Origin of the sequence: Bradyrhizobium sp. HKCCYLS2038, from assembly GCF_051167655.1 — a bacterium.
In the GTDB taxonomy this organism is placed as follows: Bacteria; Pseudomonadota; Alphaproteobacteria; order Rhizobiales; family Xanthobacteraceae; genus Bradyrhizobium.
Genome location: NZ_JBNPTM010000006.1, coordinates 175,973 through 191,126, shown reverse-complemented (window position 1 = coordinate 191,126; position 15,154 = coordinate 175,973). Strand labels below are relative to the sequence as shown.

Here is a 15,154-nt window from a genome sequence, read left to right as displayed (position 1 = left end):
ACGAACACTTCCCGCGCGGCTGCCCCTCACCCCAACCCTCTCCCCGTGAAGAACGGGGCGAGGGAGCGCACCGAGATCGCGGCTAGCAGCTCGGCAAACGATTCAAAGAATTCCAAGGGAGCACCGAATGCCCAAAACCCACATCACGATGAAGGTGAACGGCAGCGAGGTCGAGGGCCTCGCCGAGCCGCGCACGCTTCTGGTTCATTTCCTGCGTGAGCAGGCGCAACTCACCGGCACGCATATCGGCTGCGAGACCAGCCATTGCGGCGCCTGCACCGTCGATATCGACGGCATGAGCGTGAAGAGCTGCACCATGCTCGCGGTGCAGGCCAATGGCGCCGAGATCACCACGATCGAGGGCATGGCCAATGCCGACGGCACCTTGTCGCCGCTGCAGGAGGGCTTCCGCATGATGCACGGTCTGCAATGCGGCTTCTGCACCCCCGGCATGATTCTGCGCGCGCATCGGTTGCTGAAGGAGAATCCGTCACCGACCGAGGCCGAGATCCGCGCCGGCATCTCCGGCAACATCTGCCGCTGCACCGGCTATCAGAACATCGTCAAGGCGATCCAATACGCCGCCGCCAAGATCAATGGCGTTGAATTCCAGGAGGCCGCGGAATGAATGACCTCACTCCCACGCGGGAACAACGCGAAGCCGCCCTCGAAGGCATGGGTTGCCGGCGCAAGCGCGTCGAGGACATCCGCTTCACGCAAGGGCGGGGCAACTACGTCGACGACGTGAAGTTGCCGGGTATGCTGCATGGCGATTTCGTGCGCTCGCCGCATGCGCATGCGCGCGTCAAGGCGATCCATACCGAGGAGGCGCTGAAGGTGCCGGGCGTGCTCGCGGTCATCACCGCGGAGACGCTGAAGACCGTCAACCTCGCCTGGATGCCGACGCTCGCCGGCGACGTGCAGATGGTGCTGGCCGACGGCAAGGTGCTGTTCCAGAACCAGGAGGTCGCGTTCGTCGTCGCCACCGACCGCTACGCCGCCGATGACGGCGTCGCCAAGGTCGTGGTCGAGTACGAGGCCCTGCCGGTGCTGGTCGATCCGTTCAAGGCGATGGACCCGGATGCGCCGGTGCTGCGCGAGGATCTTGCCGGTAAGACCACCGGCGCGCACGGCCCGCGCAAGCACCACAACCACATCTTCGAATGGACCGTCGGCGACAAGGAGCTGACCGACGCGGCCTTCAAGAAGGCGGATGTGACGATCAAGGAGATGATCTCCTATCACCGCACCCATCCGTCGCCGCTCGAGACCTGCCAGTGCGTGTGCTCGTTCGACAAGATCAAGGGTGAGCTGACGATCTGGGGCACCTTCCAGGCGCCGCATGTCATCCGCACCGTGGTGTCGCTGATCGCAAAACTGCCGGAGCAGAAGATCCACGTGATCGCGCCGGATATCGGCGGCGGCTTCGGCAACAAGGTCGGCGCCTATCCCGGCTATATCTGCGCGGCCGTCGCCTCGATCGTCACCGGCAAGCCGGTGAAATGGGTCGAGGATCGCATCGAGAACCTCACGGCGACGTCGTTCGCCCGCGACTATCACATGACCACCGAGATCGCGGCGACCAAGGACGGCAAGGTCACCGGCCTGCGCGTGCACGTGCTGGCCGACCACGGCGGCTTCGATGCCTGCGCCGATCCGTCGAAATGGCCGGCCGGCTTCTTCAACATCGTCACCGGCTCCTACGACTTCCCGGTCGCGCATCTCGCGGTGGACGGCGTCTACACCAACAAGGCGCCGGGCGGGGTCGCCTATCGCTGCTCGTTCCGCGTCACCGAGGCGGCCTATTGCATCGAGCGCGGCATGGACATCCTGGCGCAGAAGCTGGGAATGGATCCGGCCGAGCTTCGCCTGAAGAACTTCGTCAAGCCGGAGCAGTTTCCCTATCACTCCGCGCTCGGCTGGGAATACGATTCCGGTGACTATCACACCGCCATGCGCAAGATGATGGAGACCGTGGACTACGCGGGTCTGCGCAAGGAGCAGGCCGAGAAGCGCGAAGCGTTCAAGCGCGGCGAAACACGCGAGATCATGGGCATCGGCGTCTCGTTCTTCACCGAGATCGTCGGCGCCGGCCCTTCGAAGAACTGCGACATTCTCGGCATCGCGATGTTCGACTCCTGCGAGATCCGGCTGCACCCGACCGGGGCCGGCATCGCGCGCGTCGGCTCCAAGAGCCAGGGCCAAGGCCACGAGACGACTTGGGCGCAGATCATCGCCAGCGAGATCGGCATTCCCGCCGACAATATCATGGTCGAGGAGGGCAACACTGACACCGCGCCCTACGGCCTCGGCACCTACGGCTCGCGCTCGACGCCGGTTGCGGGTGCAGCCATCGCGATGGCGGCGCGCAAGATCAAGGCCAAGGCGCAGATGATCGCGGCCTACAAGCTCGAGGTCCATGAGGACGACCTCGAATGGGACATCGACGGCTTCCGGGTCAAGGGCCTGCCGGAGAAGGCGATGTCGATGAAGGACATCTGCTGGGCGGCGTACAACTCCGTGCCGCCGGGCATGGAGCCGGGGTTGGAAGCGGTGAGCTACTACGATCCGCCCAACATGACCTATCCGTTCGGCGCGTATCTCTGCGTGATGGACATCGACGTCGACACCGGCGTGTACAAGGTCCGGCGCTTCTACGCGCTCGATGATTGCGGCACCCGCATCAACCCGATGATCATCGAGGGCCAGATCCATGGCGGCCTCACCGAGGCCTTCGCCATCGCGATGGGCCAGGAGATCCGCTACGATGCCGAGGGCAACGTCGTCACCGGCTCGTTCATGGACTTCTTCATGCCGACCGCGGTCGAGACGCCGCATTGGGAGACCGACTTCACGGTGACGCCCTCGCCGCATCACCCGATCGGCGCCAAGGGCGTCGGCGAAAGCCCCAATGTCGGCGGCGTGCCGGCGTTCTCCAACGCGGTCAACGACGCGTTCTCATTCCTGGGCGCGACGCACATCCAGATGCCCCACGACTTCTGGCGCAACTGGCAGGCGGCGAAGAAACTGGGAGCGGTGGCGTAGGCGCGAGCGAAGCCAACATCACCGGCGTCCTTGCGAGGAGCGAAGCGACGACTTGTCCGCCATAGCCCGAAGGGCGACGGCGGAAGCAATACAGAGTCCCACCCGAGCCCCTGGATTGCTTCGCTTCGCTCGCAATGACGCGGAGGACGCGTACGATATAGCGGCAAACGAAATCGCGGCACCGACGGTGCGCTCCCTCTCCCCGTTCTTCACGGGGAGAGGGTCGGGGTGAGGGGCAGCCGCACGGGAAGTGTGTGTGGAGAGACCAGTGCTCCTTAAGACGACAAAGCGTTGGCCGTCCCGAGAGGCACAAACGTTACGATGACAATCCGCGACGACATCGCCCAATCCCTCGCCGCCTGCGGCTACATCGCCGATGGCGAGCTGGCGACGGCGATTGCGCTGATGCGGCTGTTGAAGCGGCCGCTGCTGCTGGAGGGCGAGGCCGGCGTCGGCAAGACCGAGGTGGCGAAGGTGCTGGCGGCGGTGCACGGCACCGAGCTGATCCGCCTGCAATGCTATGAAGGCCTCGACCAGAGCGCTGCGCTGTACGAGTGGAACTACCAGTGCCAACTGCTGGCGATCGAGGCGCATCGTGGCCAGCCCGATACGATCGAGGACCAGATCTTCTCCGAAAAATATCTGCTGGAGCGTCCCCTGCTGGCGGCGATCCGCCGCGCCACGCCGCCGGTGCTGCTGATCGACGAGATCGACCGCGCCGACGACGAGTTCGAGGCGTTCCTGCTGGAGCTGTTGTCGGACTTCCAGGTCTCGATCCCCGAGCTCGGCACCATCAAGGCCGCCAGCATTCCGCATGTGGTGCTGACCTCCAACGGCACCCGCGAGCTGTCGGACGCGCTGCGCCGGCGCTGCCTGTATCATTACGTCGACTATCCCGACGTCGACCGCGAGGCCCGCATCATCCTGGCGCGGATCGACGGCGCGTCCGCGTCGCTCGCTTTGCAGATTGCGCGGCTGGTGGAAAGCCTGCGCAAGGAGGAGCTGCGTAAGCTGCCCGGCGTTGCCGAGACGCTCGACTGGGCGGCGGCGCTGGTCGGGCTCGACGTGCGCGATCTCAGGGACCAGCCGGAGGTCGTGCATGACACGCTGATGTGCCTGCTCAAGACCCACGAGGACCGCTCGCGGATCACACGCGAGGTCGCGGCGCGATTGCTGGGGAGGGTCGTATGAGCTGCTGTGGCGCCACGCCGGACCATGAGGATCTGAACGCGGCGGCGCAGTTCGTGGCTGGCCGGCTCGGCGCCTTCCTGCGCACGCTGCGCGACAACGGCTTTGCGATCGGCCTGCCGGAAGGGCAGGACGCCGCCGCTGTCATGGCCGCAGGCTATGCCGGCACGCCCGGTCTGTTGCGTTCGGCGTTCAAGCATCTGTTCTCGGCGCGCAAGAGCGAGTGGGACCGCTTCGACGGCTTGTTCGATGCGTTCTGGCTCGGCAAGCGCGTGCGCTCGCGCTCACTCGTCTCCGGCGCTGCGCCGGCCGCCAACAGCCCGTCGCTGAAGAGCCTGCAGGACGCGGGCGCTGGCCAGCGCGGTCCTCAGGGTGCGACCGATCAAATCATCTCCGACGAGAAACCTGATGACGCCGGCGGCGAGGGCGTGCGCGAAGGCGCCTCGCGCATGGAATCGATCGGCGATACCGACTTCCGCAAGCTCGCCGATCCCGACCAGGTCGCGCTCGCGCATGAGGCGGCGGCGCGGCTGGCTAAGGTGATGCGGACGCGGTTGACGCGGCGTGATCAGATCAGGCGCAAGGGCTGGAGGCTCGACCTTCGCCGCACCATCCACCGCAACATCAGCCATGGCGGCGTACCGATCGCGCTGGTGCATCGCCGCCGCAAGGTGAAGCCGCTGCGGCTGGTGGTGCTGCTCGACGCGTCGGGTTCGATGAGCGCCTACACCGCGGTGTTCCTGCGCTTCATTCACGGCGTGCTCGACGCATTCCGCGAGGCCGAGGCGTTCTTGTTTCATACAAGGCTCGCCTACGTCTCCGACGCGATGAAGGAGCGCGACGCGGCGCGCGCGCTCGACCGGCTCTCGATGATGGCGCAGGGGGCAGGTGGCGGCACGCGGATCGGCGAGAGCCTGCAGACCTTCAATCGATGGCACGCCGCGCGCGTCATTCATTCGCGCACCTGCGTGATGATCGTCTCCGACGGTTACGACACCGGCGATCCCGCGCTGCTTGGCCGGGAGATGGCGCAGCTGTCGCGCCGCTGCCGCCGCATCGTCTGGCTCAATCCGATGCTCGGCTGGGACGGCTACGCGCCGGAGGCGCGCGGCATCAAGGCGGCACTGCCGCATGTCGATCTCTATGCGCCCGCGCATACCCTGAGCTCGCTCGCGGCGCTCGAGCCGTATCTGGCGAGGCTGTGATGGTCATGCCGCCAAGTGAGCCACCAAGAGGGATCAGCCGATGACCGCGTCTGTCGAATTGCTCGATCTCGCCGCGCAGCTCAAGGCCAGGGACGAGAGCTTCGTGCTCGCCACGGTCGTCCGCACCGTGTCGGTGACGGCGGCCAAGGCCGGCGCCAAGGCGATCATCCGTCCCGACGGCACCATCGTCGCCGGCTGGATCGGCGGCGGCTGCGCGCGTGGCGCGGTGTTGAAAGCCGCACGCGAGGCGCTCGGCGACGGTGTGCCGCGCATGGTCTCGGTGCAGCCGGACAATCTGCTCGCCGAGCTCGGCGTCAGTCCGGGCGAGACCAAGGAGGGCGTGCGCTTCGCCGCCAACATGTGCCCGAGCAAGGGCACGATGGACATCTTCGTCGAGCCGGTGCTGCCGCATCCCGCGCTGGTCGTTCTCGGCGCGAGTCCGGTGGCGCTCGCACTTGCTGCGCAGGCGCGGCCGCTCGGCTATCACGTGACGCTCGCCGCACCATCAGCCGATGTCGTCGGCACGCCGGAGGCGGATCGCGTCATCGACGGTTTCTCGCTGGACGATCTCGCCGGCGGCCGCCGCTTCATCGTGGTGTCGACGCAGGGCAAGGGCGACGAGGCGGCGTTGCGCGCCGCGCTGTCATGCGATGCCGCCTACCACGCCTTCGTCGGCAGCCGCCGCAAGATGGACAGCCTGCGCGAGAAGCTGATCAAGGACGGTATCGACGCGGCGCTGCTCGACAAAGTTAAAGCGCCCGCCGGGCTCGATCTCGGCGCCATCACGCCGGAGGAGATTGCGATGTCGATCCTCGCCGAGATCACCTTGACCCGCCGGCGCGGCCAGCGCGGCTGAGATCCGTCACGACGCCACCGGCAGGTCGAACCCCACCTTGAGGCCGTCGGTGGCGAAGTCGCGCGTTACCTCGCCCTTCAGCGCGGCGCCGAGGATGCGCTCGAACAGCAGCGAGCCGAAGCCGTTGCGCGTCGGGGGCGTGACCGGCGGGCCGCCGTTCTCGTGCCAGGACAGCCGCAGCCGGTCGTCAGCATGCGTCCAGCTCAGCGCCACCCGGCCGTCATCGGTCGACAGCGCGCCATATTTCACCGCGTTGGTGACGAGCTCGTGCAGGCCCATCGACAGATACAGCGCGACGCCCGGCGCGAGCTGCACGGCGGGACCATCGACGGCGACGCGGTCGGGTTGCAGCGGGGCCAGCTCGGCGCGGACCAGCTCGTCGAGCGCGATCGCCTCGCGGCCGCGATCCAGCGCCAGCGCGTGGCTGCGGGTGAGCGCGGCGATGCGGCCGCGCAGCACCTCGCCGAACTCGGCGAGGCCGGCATCGGCACGGATGCTGAGCGCGATGACGCTGTCGACCAGCGCCAGCGTGTTCTTGACGCGGTGATTGAGCTCGTGAACCAGCACGCGCTGGTGCTGCTCGATCGTGCGTCGCCGCGCGTTCTCGGTGCGGAGCGCGATCTCGTCCATCACGATCTCGCTGAGCTCGGTGAGCTGGGCGATGTCGTCGTCGGTCCATGTCCGAGGCACATAGTCGATCGCGCAGAGCGCGCCGATGACCTCGCCGCTGGGCAGCCGCAGCGGAACGCCGAGATAGGCGATGACGCAGAGGCTGGCGGTCGACAGACTGTCGCGCACCAGCGGCAGCTGGTTGGCGTCGTTGACGACCAGCGGCTCGGCCGTGATCACGACCTGCTGGCAGAACGAGTGGCTGAGCGGCGTCTCGCGCAGCGAGGCCCACGGCTCGCAGAGCCCGACCGAGCTCTTGAAGAATTGCCGGTCGCGATCGACCAGCGCAATGATCGAGGCCGGTGCCTGCAGCAGCCGCGACGTCAGCCGCGTGACGCGGTCGAAGCCCGGCTCCGGCGGCGAGTCGAGCAGCTCCGTCTGCAACACGGCAGTCATGCGGTCGGGCGCGGAGGGATCGCGATCGGACGTCATGAAGCCTTCGTCGGTCGGGCGTTCAGCCGGTGACAGGGGTGCACGACGAACCCGGCCGGGCGCCAATCCGGGCCGGGCGATCGTGCGGTGTAGTGGAATTCGGCTGAGACGAAGCCGGCACGGACACGAGATGGAACCGTTTCAAGCGATTGCTGGCCCGCTTTTGCGACGGAGGCGAATCCCGGTTCCATGCAGGTAACCAAGGGGCAGACTGTGGCTTGACCAAGGCAAATCTGGCATTCCGCTGCAGGTTATACTGGAATGCATTATACCGAACAAAACGCCGAAATCGCCACGACGTCAGCCGCCTTTCACGGCGCCCGCGGTCAAGCCGGCCACGATCTGCTGCTGCGCAAACACCGTCAGCAGCAGCACCGGCAGCGTCACGATCAGCGCCGCCGCGGCGAGCGGGCCCCAGCTCAGCTGGTCGAACGAGATCATGTTGTAGACGGCAACCGGCAGCGTGCGTGTCTCACGGCCGGCCAGCACGATGCCGAACACGAAATTATTCCACGAGAAGATGACCGCGAGGATGAAGGCCACCGCGAGGCCGGGCTTGGCCACCGGCAATGCCACGTGGCGGAAGACCTGCCAGCGCGTCGCGCCGTCGATGCGCGCGGCCTCCTCGAGCTCGATCGGCGTCGTCTCGAAATAGCCGATCATGATCCAGATCACGATCGGCACGGTCACGACGAGGTGGATGATGATCTGCGGCCACAGCGTGCCGAGCAGGCCGAGCCACTGGAACAGCAGGAACAGCGGAATCAGATAGGACAGGCCGGGCGTGATGCGCGCGATCAGGATCACGATCGCCGATTTGTGCGCGGCCATCCGCGCGATGCCATAGCCGGCGGGCACGCCGACCAGCATCGCGAGCGCCGTCGCGCCGCCGGTCACCAGCAGGCTGTTCTTGAAGTAGGTGAAGAAGCGGTTCGACGACAGCACGTCGGTGTAATTCTTCCAGGCGAAATGCTCCGGCCAGAACACCGGCGGATAGGCGGCGTTGTCGACCTCGAGCTTGACCGACAGCGAGATCATCCAGAGGAAAAACAGGATCGCCGGCGAGACGATGAGGAAGACGCCGAGCGCCAGCCCGAGCCGGCCGAGAATTGTGTTCACGCTCATGTCTCGCTCCCCAGCGCATTCCACTGCGCGCGCCGGCGCAGCACCAGGAGCAGCGCGGTCAGCGCGACGATCAGCGCGAAGAAGATCACCGCGATCGCCGAGGCATAGCCGAGGTCGTAATACACGAAGGCGACGCTGTAGAGGTAGAGGTTGATGGTCTCCGACGCCGAGCCGGGGCCGCCTTGGGTGATCGCGAAGATGATGTCGAAACTCTTCACCGCGTCGATGCCGCGGATCATCGCGGCGATGAACAGGAACGGCATGATCAGGGGCAAAGTGATGTAGCGGAACATCTGCCAGGTCGAGGCGCCGTCGATCTGCGCGCTCTCATACGGCTCGGTCGGCAGTGAGGCGATGCCGCCGAGCACGATCAGCATGACCAGCGGCGTCCATTGCCAGGTCTCGACCAGCACCAGCGAGGGGATCACGGTGCCCGGGTGGAACACCCAGAGCTGCGGCGGCAGCCCGACCAGCGACAACAGGTAGTTCAGAATGCCGAGCTGAGGGTGGAACATCATCGTCCACACCAGCGCGATCGCCACCGGCGTCGCCATCATCGGCATGATGAACAGCGCGCGCAGCAGGCCGCGCCCGGGGAAGCGGGCATGGAAGACGACTGCGGCCAGGGTGCCGAGCACGAGCGGCAGCAGCACCGACAGCGCGGTGTAGGACAGCGTATGCCCGACCGCCTCGACGAAGCGCGGATCGGCCGGCAGCCGCAGATAGTTCGACAGCCCGACGAAGGTCGTGGGCGAGCCGACCTTCCACTCCTGGAAGCTCATCCAGATCGTGAACAGCCAGGGAAAGATGATCACCGCCAGCACGGTGACCAGCGCCGGAATCACGAACGGCCAATAGGATGGCGGCCGCAATGCACGCTCCGGCGCAGCAGCGTCCGCTGCTGCGCCAGCCTGTTCGACAATCGTGCTCACGCTTTTTCGCTGCGCTCCAGGATCGGGCGGAACTGCTCGTGCGCCTTCTTCAGCTCGGTGGCCGGATCGGCGCCCGACAGCGTGGCGGTCAGCGCCGCGCCGACGAGATCGCGGAATTCGGCCACCGGGATGATCACGGGCAAGCCGAGCTTCGAGATCTTGCCGGAATCGATCGCCGACTGCAGCCATTCCTTCGGCATCTTGACGCCGCCCTGGACCTCGGCGTCGTTGAGCACGGAGTTGCGGAACGGCACGCCGCCGCCGGCCTGCACCAGGCGGGCGCCCTGCGCCTTCGAGACCATCCACTGGCACAACAGCCAGGCGGCCTCCTTGTTCTTGCACGCCGCGGGAATGCCGACGCCGTCGCCATAGGTCGCCGAATACTGCCCCTTGGGACCGGCCGGCACCATGGTGTAACCGACTTTGCCGACGACGCGCGAGGCATTGGGGTCCTCCAGCGGCGGCGCCCAGCCGACGCCGTCGATCCACATCGCCGACCGGCCTTGCGTGAACGAAGCCATCGACTCCATCCAGTTGAAGCCGGCCACGCCGGGCGGCGCGTAGGTCGTCAGCAGCTTCTGGTACATCTTGGTGGCCTCGACGGCCTCGGGACCGTCGGTCAGGATGTTGCCCTTGGCGTCGAGGAACTCGCCGCCATAGTTGAGGAAGAAGTTCGTCCACAACGTCATGTTGGCGTTGCGCAGGCCACGGCCGACGAAGCCGAAGGTGCCGTCCTTGGGGTCGGTGAGCTTCTGCGCCGCAATGACCATCTCGTCGAGCGTCTTCGGCACCTCGACGCCCTTCTTCGCGAACAGCTCCTTGTTGTAGTAGAGGATGAAGTAGTCGACCGACCACGGCAGCGAGAACATGCGGCCCTTGTCGTTGCTGGCGTAAGTGCGGCCGGCGGCGGAGAAATCGCTCGCCATGAGGTCCGGCGCCGTCAGGTTCGGATCCTTCATGAAGTCGGTGATGTCGGTGAGCCAGCCGGCCTTCTCGAACTGCCGCTTCTGCACGTGATAGCTGAGATGCACCACGTCGAAGCTCGGCTTGCCCGATGACAGCTCGATCACCACCTTCTGCCGCTGCTGCTGCTCGGGGATCTGCTCGGATTCCACCTCGATGCCGGTCAGCGCGGTGAATTCCTTGATGTTCTTCTGAAGATTGTCGCCGCGCGGCCCCTTGGCCAGGATCACCTCGAGCTTGGTGCCGGCATATTTCTTCCACTGCGGCTCCGACCAGGCCGGCTGGCCGGTGAGCGCCAGCGCGCCTGCTGCTGCCGTTCCCGCAAGCATGTTGCGGCGCGTGATCGCAGTCATTCGTATCCTCCCAGGATCAATTCAGAGTGCATTGTTCTTGTTCTGGAAGTGTAGCGCGATCCAGCGGCGCTGCAACAGGGCGTTGTCCGTTCGGCTGGGGATGCGGCGACACGGCGTGGTGCGCTGCGGCAACCTGCTCAGGCGCTGGACGCTGCCGCAAAATCCGCCCGCTCCAGCAGCCACGAGATCGCAAACCCCGCGACGAGGCCCCAGAATGCGGCGCCGATGTTGAGCAGCGGCACGTCGGCGACGGTGACGAGGAAGGCGACCAGCGCGCCGAGCGAGAATCGCGTCTTGAACGCGGTGACGAACGCCGTCTGCAGCACGCGCAGCATGGCGACGCCGGCGAGCGTCGTGATCAGCGATTTCGGCGCGATGAGCAGCAGCGTCGTGAAGGTCGGCGCCAGCAGGCCGAAGCCGAGCGCGAGCAGGCCGACGACCATCGCTGCGGTATAATGGCGCTTCGGCTCGCCGCCGGAGACGACGATGGCGTTGGTCGGCCCGGTGAGGCAGGTCGAGACTCCGCCGACGACCGCTGATAAGGCCGAGCCGATGCCGCAGGCGACGGTGACCAGGTTGACCGGCGGCTTATGGCCGGCTGCGGTGAGCACGGCGAAGCCTTGGCCGTTCTGCACCACCAGCACGGTGACCGCGAGCGGCACCACGAGCTCGATCAGGGCCGCGAGCGACCAGGACGGAGTCGGGATCACCGGGGTGATCAGCGCGAGCTGCAGCGACGCGCCGTGATCATATTTGCCGAAGATGATGGCGGCGAGCGTGCCGATCGCCAGCGCGCCGATGATCGGCGGACAGCGCCGCCCGAGCGCGGGAAGCGCGGTCAGCAGCAGCCACACCGCGACCATCGGCCCGGCAATGGCGAATTCGCCGAGCACGGCGCGAACCAGATCGAGCCCGAAGCGCAGGAACACGCCGGCAACCATGCCCATCACGATCGGCATCGGCACCAGCTGCATCGCGCGCTTCACCCAGCCGGACAGTCCGAGCACCAGCATCAGCAGCGCCGTGCCGTAGAACGCACCCACCACCTGCGCGAAGCTCAGATGCGTCAGCGACTGCCCGACGAGGACGGTCCCCGGAATGGTCCAGAACAGCACCAGCGGCTCGCGATAGCGCCACGACAGCAGAATCGTGATCAGCCCATTGATGAAGAACACCCCGAAGATCCACGACGCGATCTCGCCCTGCGACAGCCCGCCATTGGCGCCGACCGACAGGATGATGGCGACCGGCCCGGTGATCGCGAACAGCCAGCCGATGAAGCCGTGCGAGGCATAGAGCGGACCGAAATCATCGGCGATCTGGCGCAGGCCGGGCGGGGTGCCCGCGGGGCGTTCGATGGCGCTGAACATGGCGGGCAGGGCTCGTGGTGTTCTTGTTGTTGTCCTCGGGCGGTGTGGGGGATGTTGTGGCCGAATGAGGCGAGCTGTGCAAGGCGAGGTGGTGACGGGGAGCCGACCGGATCGAGTGTCCGGTTGGGCCTGCCGATCCATCCGCGCGTCATTCCGGGGCATTCGCGTTCGCGAAATGGCAAAGCCATTGCGTGAACGCGAATGAGCCCGGAATCCATCACCACAGGCAGTCATTTTGGAGATGACACTCGCGGCGTTCAGATATCTCGATTCACCGCGAGCGATCGTGGATATGGATTCCGGGCTCGCGCTCACGCGACTTCGTCGCTCCGCGCGCCCCGGAATGACGATCGAGAGAGCGCCGGATTCGATTCACCTTTCAAGGCCGATCAACGGTATGATCGATCATGAACTGGTTCATGAGAAAACGCCTCCGCGCCGTTTTTGGGGACTTCTTGACCAAGGAGGCGCTGCACACGATCGCGCAAGGCAATGTGCCCATGCCGCCGCTCGAGCGGTCGATGGTCTGTCATGTGCTTCTCCAGGTCCGCGATGACACGGCCGAAGACGTCTCGCAGAACGTGTCCGACGTGAGTGAGCTCCTCGTGCGTGAGGGCGCCATGATCGAGAGCATCCTGTCCTCACTGGTCTCCGCAGCCTTCCCACTGCAGGCGAACCGACTGGACGTGATCGAGGTGGCTCTCGGTCGGCTCGGGCCAAATGTCAGGGCTGTGTATCAGGCCGGCGAATATCCGCGCGGCATGTTCGGCTCACTCAGCCGCTTCGCCTACGGGACCGTCGTTCCAAACATGAGCGTGGCGATGGAGAGGCTGTTGCGCCTGGAGTTTGGTCGTGCCGAGCGGCTGGAGGGATGAAACGGAATCGATGTAGTCCGGTTTTGCGGTATCGCAGGCCGATGTTTTCGCGACGTCAAGCCGAAGCGGGCGGCGACGCGCGTGAAACCAGCTCGAGATCTGGATCTGCCACCTCATAGTGGATCAGTCCGTAAGTTGGAAACGCAACGAGAGCACCTTTCCCGAGATACGCCCATTCCGCTCGCGGATAGTCGGCGCTGTATTCGTTCGCATCGATGTGTGCGACGACGAGGCCGCCGTCATCCATGCCGAGGCGGACCCGATCTCCCAGCGTGATCGTTTGCCCGTCGGGATATCTCATCGTTCATCTCCGCAACGCGTGCGATCCAGATATTTAAATGATCCATGCCCGCCGGGCAAATCAGCTCAACCGTCGCAGATCTTGTCCAGCCCTTCGGATAAAAATAATTCCCTTGGAGATTTCGTCAATTCAGCATTATGGTCCCGCTCGTTCCGTTGCGTCGGAGGGGACGTATCGCGGTCGTCATGGACGTCGGCAGCGGAATGCGGTGGGCGTGTGGGGTCGCAGCGTGATTCAGTTTGCGCCGACGAACGATCCGGCACGCACGGTCAAGTCGCGCGGTCCTGATACCCCGACGCTGGTATCACGCTTGCGCCGATGCTCAGGCGTCGCGCAGGCAACGGTGGCCAAAAGCCGGTGCACCGGGGAGAGCGCGAAGCAGCCGTCAAAACCATCGCGCAGGGAGGGCCGGGCGTTCTCGGCCAGACCTGTGGTTCTGCCGCCTGCATTTTTTTCGCAGGCGGGCCACGGGCGCGGCCAGCGCCCGGCCTTCCCTGCGCCCTTCATTGTGAAGGGCGAAACGATTGGCACAGCTCGGATGCAAATCGCATCGCGAGATCGCGGAGACGCATCTCCACATGCTGCTAGACAACGTTGCGATGAAAGACAGCTCGGGCGTCATTGCGAGCCAAGCGACGACTTGCTCGCCACACACTCAGTCGTCATCGCCCGGCTTGACCGGGCGATCCAGTAAAGGGAGATGGTCGTGATGAATCGAGAGGCCGCGGCGTACTGGATTCCCCGCTTTCGCGGGGAATGACAGTGGTGGCTGGAGTGACTTTCCGAGGACTTCTCAGACGTGCCTTGAGGCTCGCCTCTTCGAAGAGATGCCTGGTCGCGGCACAAGACCGCCGTTGGACCAGCCTCAGTCGAACAGGCTCGACACCGACTCTTCCGCGGCCGTCCGTCCGATGGCTTCGGCGATCAGCGGGGCGATCGGCAGCGCACGGATGTTCGGCGCGTTGCGGACGGCTTCGGTCGGCATGATGGAGTCGGTGATGACGAGCTCCTTCAGCCGCGACGAGCTGATGCGGGCTGCGGCGCCGCCGGAGAGCACGCCATGGGTGATGTAGGCGTAGACGTCCTTGGCGCCGTATTTGAGCAGCGCATCCGCCGCGTTGACCAGCGTGCCGCCGGAATCGACGATGTCGTCGATCAGGATGCAGGTATGGCCCGAGACCTCGCCGATCACGTTCATGACCTCGGATTCGCCGGGACGCTCGCGGCGCTTGTCGACGATGGCGAGCGGCGTGTTGATGCGCTTGGCGAGGCCGCGGGCGCGCGCCACGCCGCCGACGTCGGGCGACACCACCATGACATTGGAGAGATCGAACCGCTCCTTGATGTCGCGCACCATCAGCGGCGAGGCAAACAGGTTGTCGGTCGGGATGTCGAAGAAGCCCTGGATCTGACCGGCATGCAGGTCGAGCGTCATGACGCGGTCGACGCCGGCATGGGTGATCAGGTTGGCGACCAGCTTGGCCGAGATCGGCGTCCGCGAGCCCGACTTGCGATCCTGCCGGGCGTAGCCGAAATACGGAACCACGGCGGTGATGCGGCGCGCCGAGGAGCGGCGCAGCGCATCGGTGATGATCAGGAGCTCCATCAGGAGGTCGTTCGCCGGATAGGACGTCGACTGGATGATGAAGACGTCGGAGCCGCGCACGTTCTCCTGGATCTCGACGAAGATCTCCATGTCGGCGAAGCGCCTGACCACGGCCTTGGTCAGCGGCAGGCCGAGCTCGGCGGCGATGCCGGCGGCGAGAGCCGGATTGGAGTTGCCGGCGACGAGTTTGATGGAGCCGTTCTTGGCCGACATCGTGAATTCTCCTCGCGGGTC

General features: G+C 65.7%; 13 protein-coding genes. 6 read left to right on the top strand and 7 right to left on the bottom strand.

Annotated elements, in window-relative coordinates; all coding sequences use genetic code 11:
* Positions 1-127: 127 nt before the first annotated feature.
* From ACQR1I_RS26050 to ACQR1I_RS26030, 5 genes are all read left to right on the top strand, one after another.
* The gene (locus ACQR1I_RS26050) at positions 128-628 is read left to right on the top strand and encodes a (2Fe-2S)-binding protein (RefSeq protein WP_434869417.1); all 501 of its coding nucleotides are present in this window, start codon (positions 128-130) and stop codon (positions 626-628) included.
* On the top strand, positions 625-3,045 hold the full coding sequence (locus ACQR1I_RS26045) for an aerobic carbon-monoxide dehydrogenase large subunit (protein ID WP_434869418.1): 2,421 nt from the start codon (positions 625-627) through the stop codon (positions 3,043-3,045). The genes ACQR1I_RS26050 and ACQR1I_RS26045 overlap by 4 nt, the downstream gene beginning before the upstream one ends.
* A 321-nt stretch (positions 3,046-3,366) precedes the next feature.
* Complete coding sequence (locus tag ACQR1I_RS26040) at positions 3,367-4,236, top strand: AAA family ATPase (protein ID WP_434869419.1); 870 nt, start codon at positions 3,367-3,369, stop codon at positions 4,234-4,236.
* Positions 4,233-5,438 carry a vWA domain-containing protein gene (locus ACQR1I_RS26035; protein ID WP_434869420.1) on the top strand — a complete coding sequence of 402 codons (1,206 nt, stop codon included), beginning with the start codon at positions 4,233-4,235 and terminating at the stop codon, positions 5,436-5,438. Before ACQR1I_RS26040 ends, ACQR1I_RS26035 begins: the two co-directional genes overlap by 4 nt.
* A 40-nt stretch (positions 5,439-5,478) precedes the next feature.
* The gene (locus tag ACQR1I_RS26030; protein ID WP_434869421.1) at positions 5,479-6,294 is read left to right on the top strand and encodes an XdhC family protein; all 816 of its coding nucleotides are present in this window, start codon (positions 5,479-5,481) and stop codon (positions 6,292-6,294) included.
* A gap of 6 nt (positions 6,295-6,300) precedes the next feature.
* Here the strand turns inward: ACQR1I_RS26030 and ACQR1I_RS26025 are convergent, their stop codons facing one another.
* The 5 genes from ACQR1I_RS26025 to ACQR1I_RS26005 all read right to left on the bottom strand — a co-directional run bounded on the left by ACQR1I_RS26025 (position 6,301) and on the right by ACQR1I_RS26005 (position 12,138).
* A complete protein-coding gene (locus ACQR1I_RS26025; protein ID WP_434869422.1) occupies positions 6,301-7,395 on the bottom strand; it encodes an HWE histidine kinase domain-containing protein in 1,095 nt (364 codons plus the stop codon).
* 300 nt (positions 7,396-7,695) lie between these two features.
* The gene (locus ACQR1I_RS26020) at positions 7,696-8,520 is read right to left on the bottom strand and encodes a carbohydrate ABC transporter permease (RefSeq protein WP_434869423.1); all 825 of its coding nucleotides are present in this window, start codon (positions 8,518-8,520) and stop codon (positions 7,696-7,698) included.
* Positions 8,517-9,452 (bottom strand): carbohydrate ABC transporter permease, encoded by a 936-nt coding sequence (locus ACQR1I_RS26015; RefSeq protein WP_434869424.1) that lies wholly within the window; start codon positions 9,450-9,452, stop codon positions 8,517-8,519. Before ACQR1I_RS26015 ends, ACQR1I_RS26020 begins: the two co-directional genes overlap by 4 nt.
* Positions 9,449-10,768 carry an ABC transporter substrate-binding protein gene (locus ACQR1I_RS26010; protein WP_434869425.1) on the bottom strand — a complete coding sequence of 440 codons (1,320 nt, stop codon included), beginning with the start codon at positions 10,766-10,768 and terminating at the stop codon, positions 9,449-9,451. The genes ACQR1I_RS26015 and ACQR1I_RS26010 overlap by 4 nt, the downstream gene beginning before the upstream one ends.
* A gap of 137 nt (positions 10,769-10,905) precedes the next feature.
* Positions 10,906-12,138, bottom strand: coding sequence for a benzoate/H(+) symporter BenE family transporter (locus ACQR1I_RS26005; protein WP_434869426.1), 1,233 nt, complete (start codon positions 12,136-12,138; stop codon positions 10,906-10,908).
* 407 nt (positions 12,139-12,545) lie between these two features.
* On the opposite strand from ACQR1I_RS26005, the gene ACQR1I_RS26000 reads away from it, so the two are divergent.
* Positions 12,546-13,013 carry a hypothetical protein gene (locus ACQR1I_RS26000; protein ID WP_434869427.1) on the top strand — a complete coding sequence of 156 codons (468 nt, stop codon included), beginning with the start codon at positions 12,546-12,548 and terminating at the stop codon, positions 13,011-13,013.
* Between the two features lie 55 nt (positions 13,014-13,068).
* Here ACQR1I_RS26000 and ACQR1I_RS25995 read toward each other — a convergent pair whose 3' ends face one another.
* Both ACQR1I_RS25995 and ACQR1I_RS25990 read right to left on the bottom strand, forming a co-directional pair.
* Entirely contained in the window at positions 13,069-13,314 is a 246-nt protein-coding gene (locus ACQR1I_RS25995; protein ID WP_434869428.1) for a hypothetical protein, read from the bottom strand.
* 865 nt (positions 13,315-14,179) lie between these two features.
* Positions 14,180-15,133: a ribose-phosphate pyrophosphokinase gene (locus tag ACQR1I_RS25990; protein WP_434869429.1), complete on the bottom strand. Its 954-nt coding sequence runs from the start codon at positions 15,131-15,133 to the stop codon at positions 14,180-14,182.
* Positions 15,134-15,154 lie beyond the last annotated feature (21 nt).

Bases quoted from the DNA above. Each gene is read 5' to 3' on its own strand.
- ACQR1I_RS25995 (WP_434869428.1), bottom strand. From the start codon at position 13,314: ATGAGATATCCCGACGGGCAAACGATCACGCTGGGAGATCGGGTCCGC.
- ACQR1I_RS26045 (WP_434869418.1), top strand. From the start codon at position 625: ATGAATGACCTCACTCCCACGCGGGAACAACGCGAAGCCGCCCTCGAA.
- ACQR1I_RS26020 (WP_434869423.1), bottom strand. From the start codon at position 8,520: ATGAGCGTGAACACAATTCTCGGCCGGCTCGGGCTGGCGCTCGGCGTC.
- ACQR1I_RS26000 (WP_434869427.1), top strand. From the start codon at position 12,546: ATGAACTGGTTCATGAGAAAACGCCTCCGCGCCGTTTTTGGGGACTTC.
- ACQR1I_RS26040 (WP_434869419.1), top strand. From the start codon at position 3,367: ATGACAATCCGCGACGACATCGCCCAATCCCTCGCCGCCTGCGGCTAC.
- ACQR1I_RS26035 (WP_434869420.1), top strand. From the start codon at position 4,233: ATGAGCTGCTGTGGCGCCACGCCGGACCATGAGGATCTGAACGCGGCG.
- ACQR1I_RS26025 (WP_434869422.1), bottom strand. From the start codon at position 7,395: ATGACGTCCGATCGCGATCCCTCCGCGCCCGACCGCATGACTGCCGTG.
- ACQR1I_RS26050 (WP_434869417.1), top strand. From the start codon at position 128: ATGCCCAAAACCCACATCACGATGAAGGTGAACGGCAGCGAGGTCGAG.
- ACQR1I_RS25990 (WP_434869429.1), bottom strand. From the start codon at position 15,133: ATGTCGGCCAAGAACGGCTCCATCAAACTCGTCGCCGGCAACTCCAAT.
- ACQR1I_RS26005 (WP_434869426.1), bottom strand. From the start codon at position 12,138: ATGTTCAGCGCCATCGAACGCCCCGCGGGCACCCCGCCCGGCCTGCGC.
- ACQR1I_RS26010 (WP_434869425.1), bottom strand. From the start codon at position 10,768: ATGACTGCGATCACGCGCCGCAACATGCTTGCGGGAACGGCAGCAGCA.
- ACQR1I_RS26030 (WP_434869421.1), top strand. From the start codon at position 5,479: ATGACCGCGTCTGTCGAATTGCTCGATCTCGCCGCGCAGCTCAAGGCC.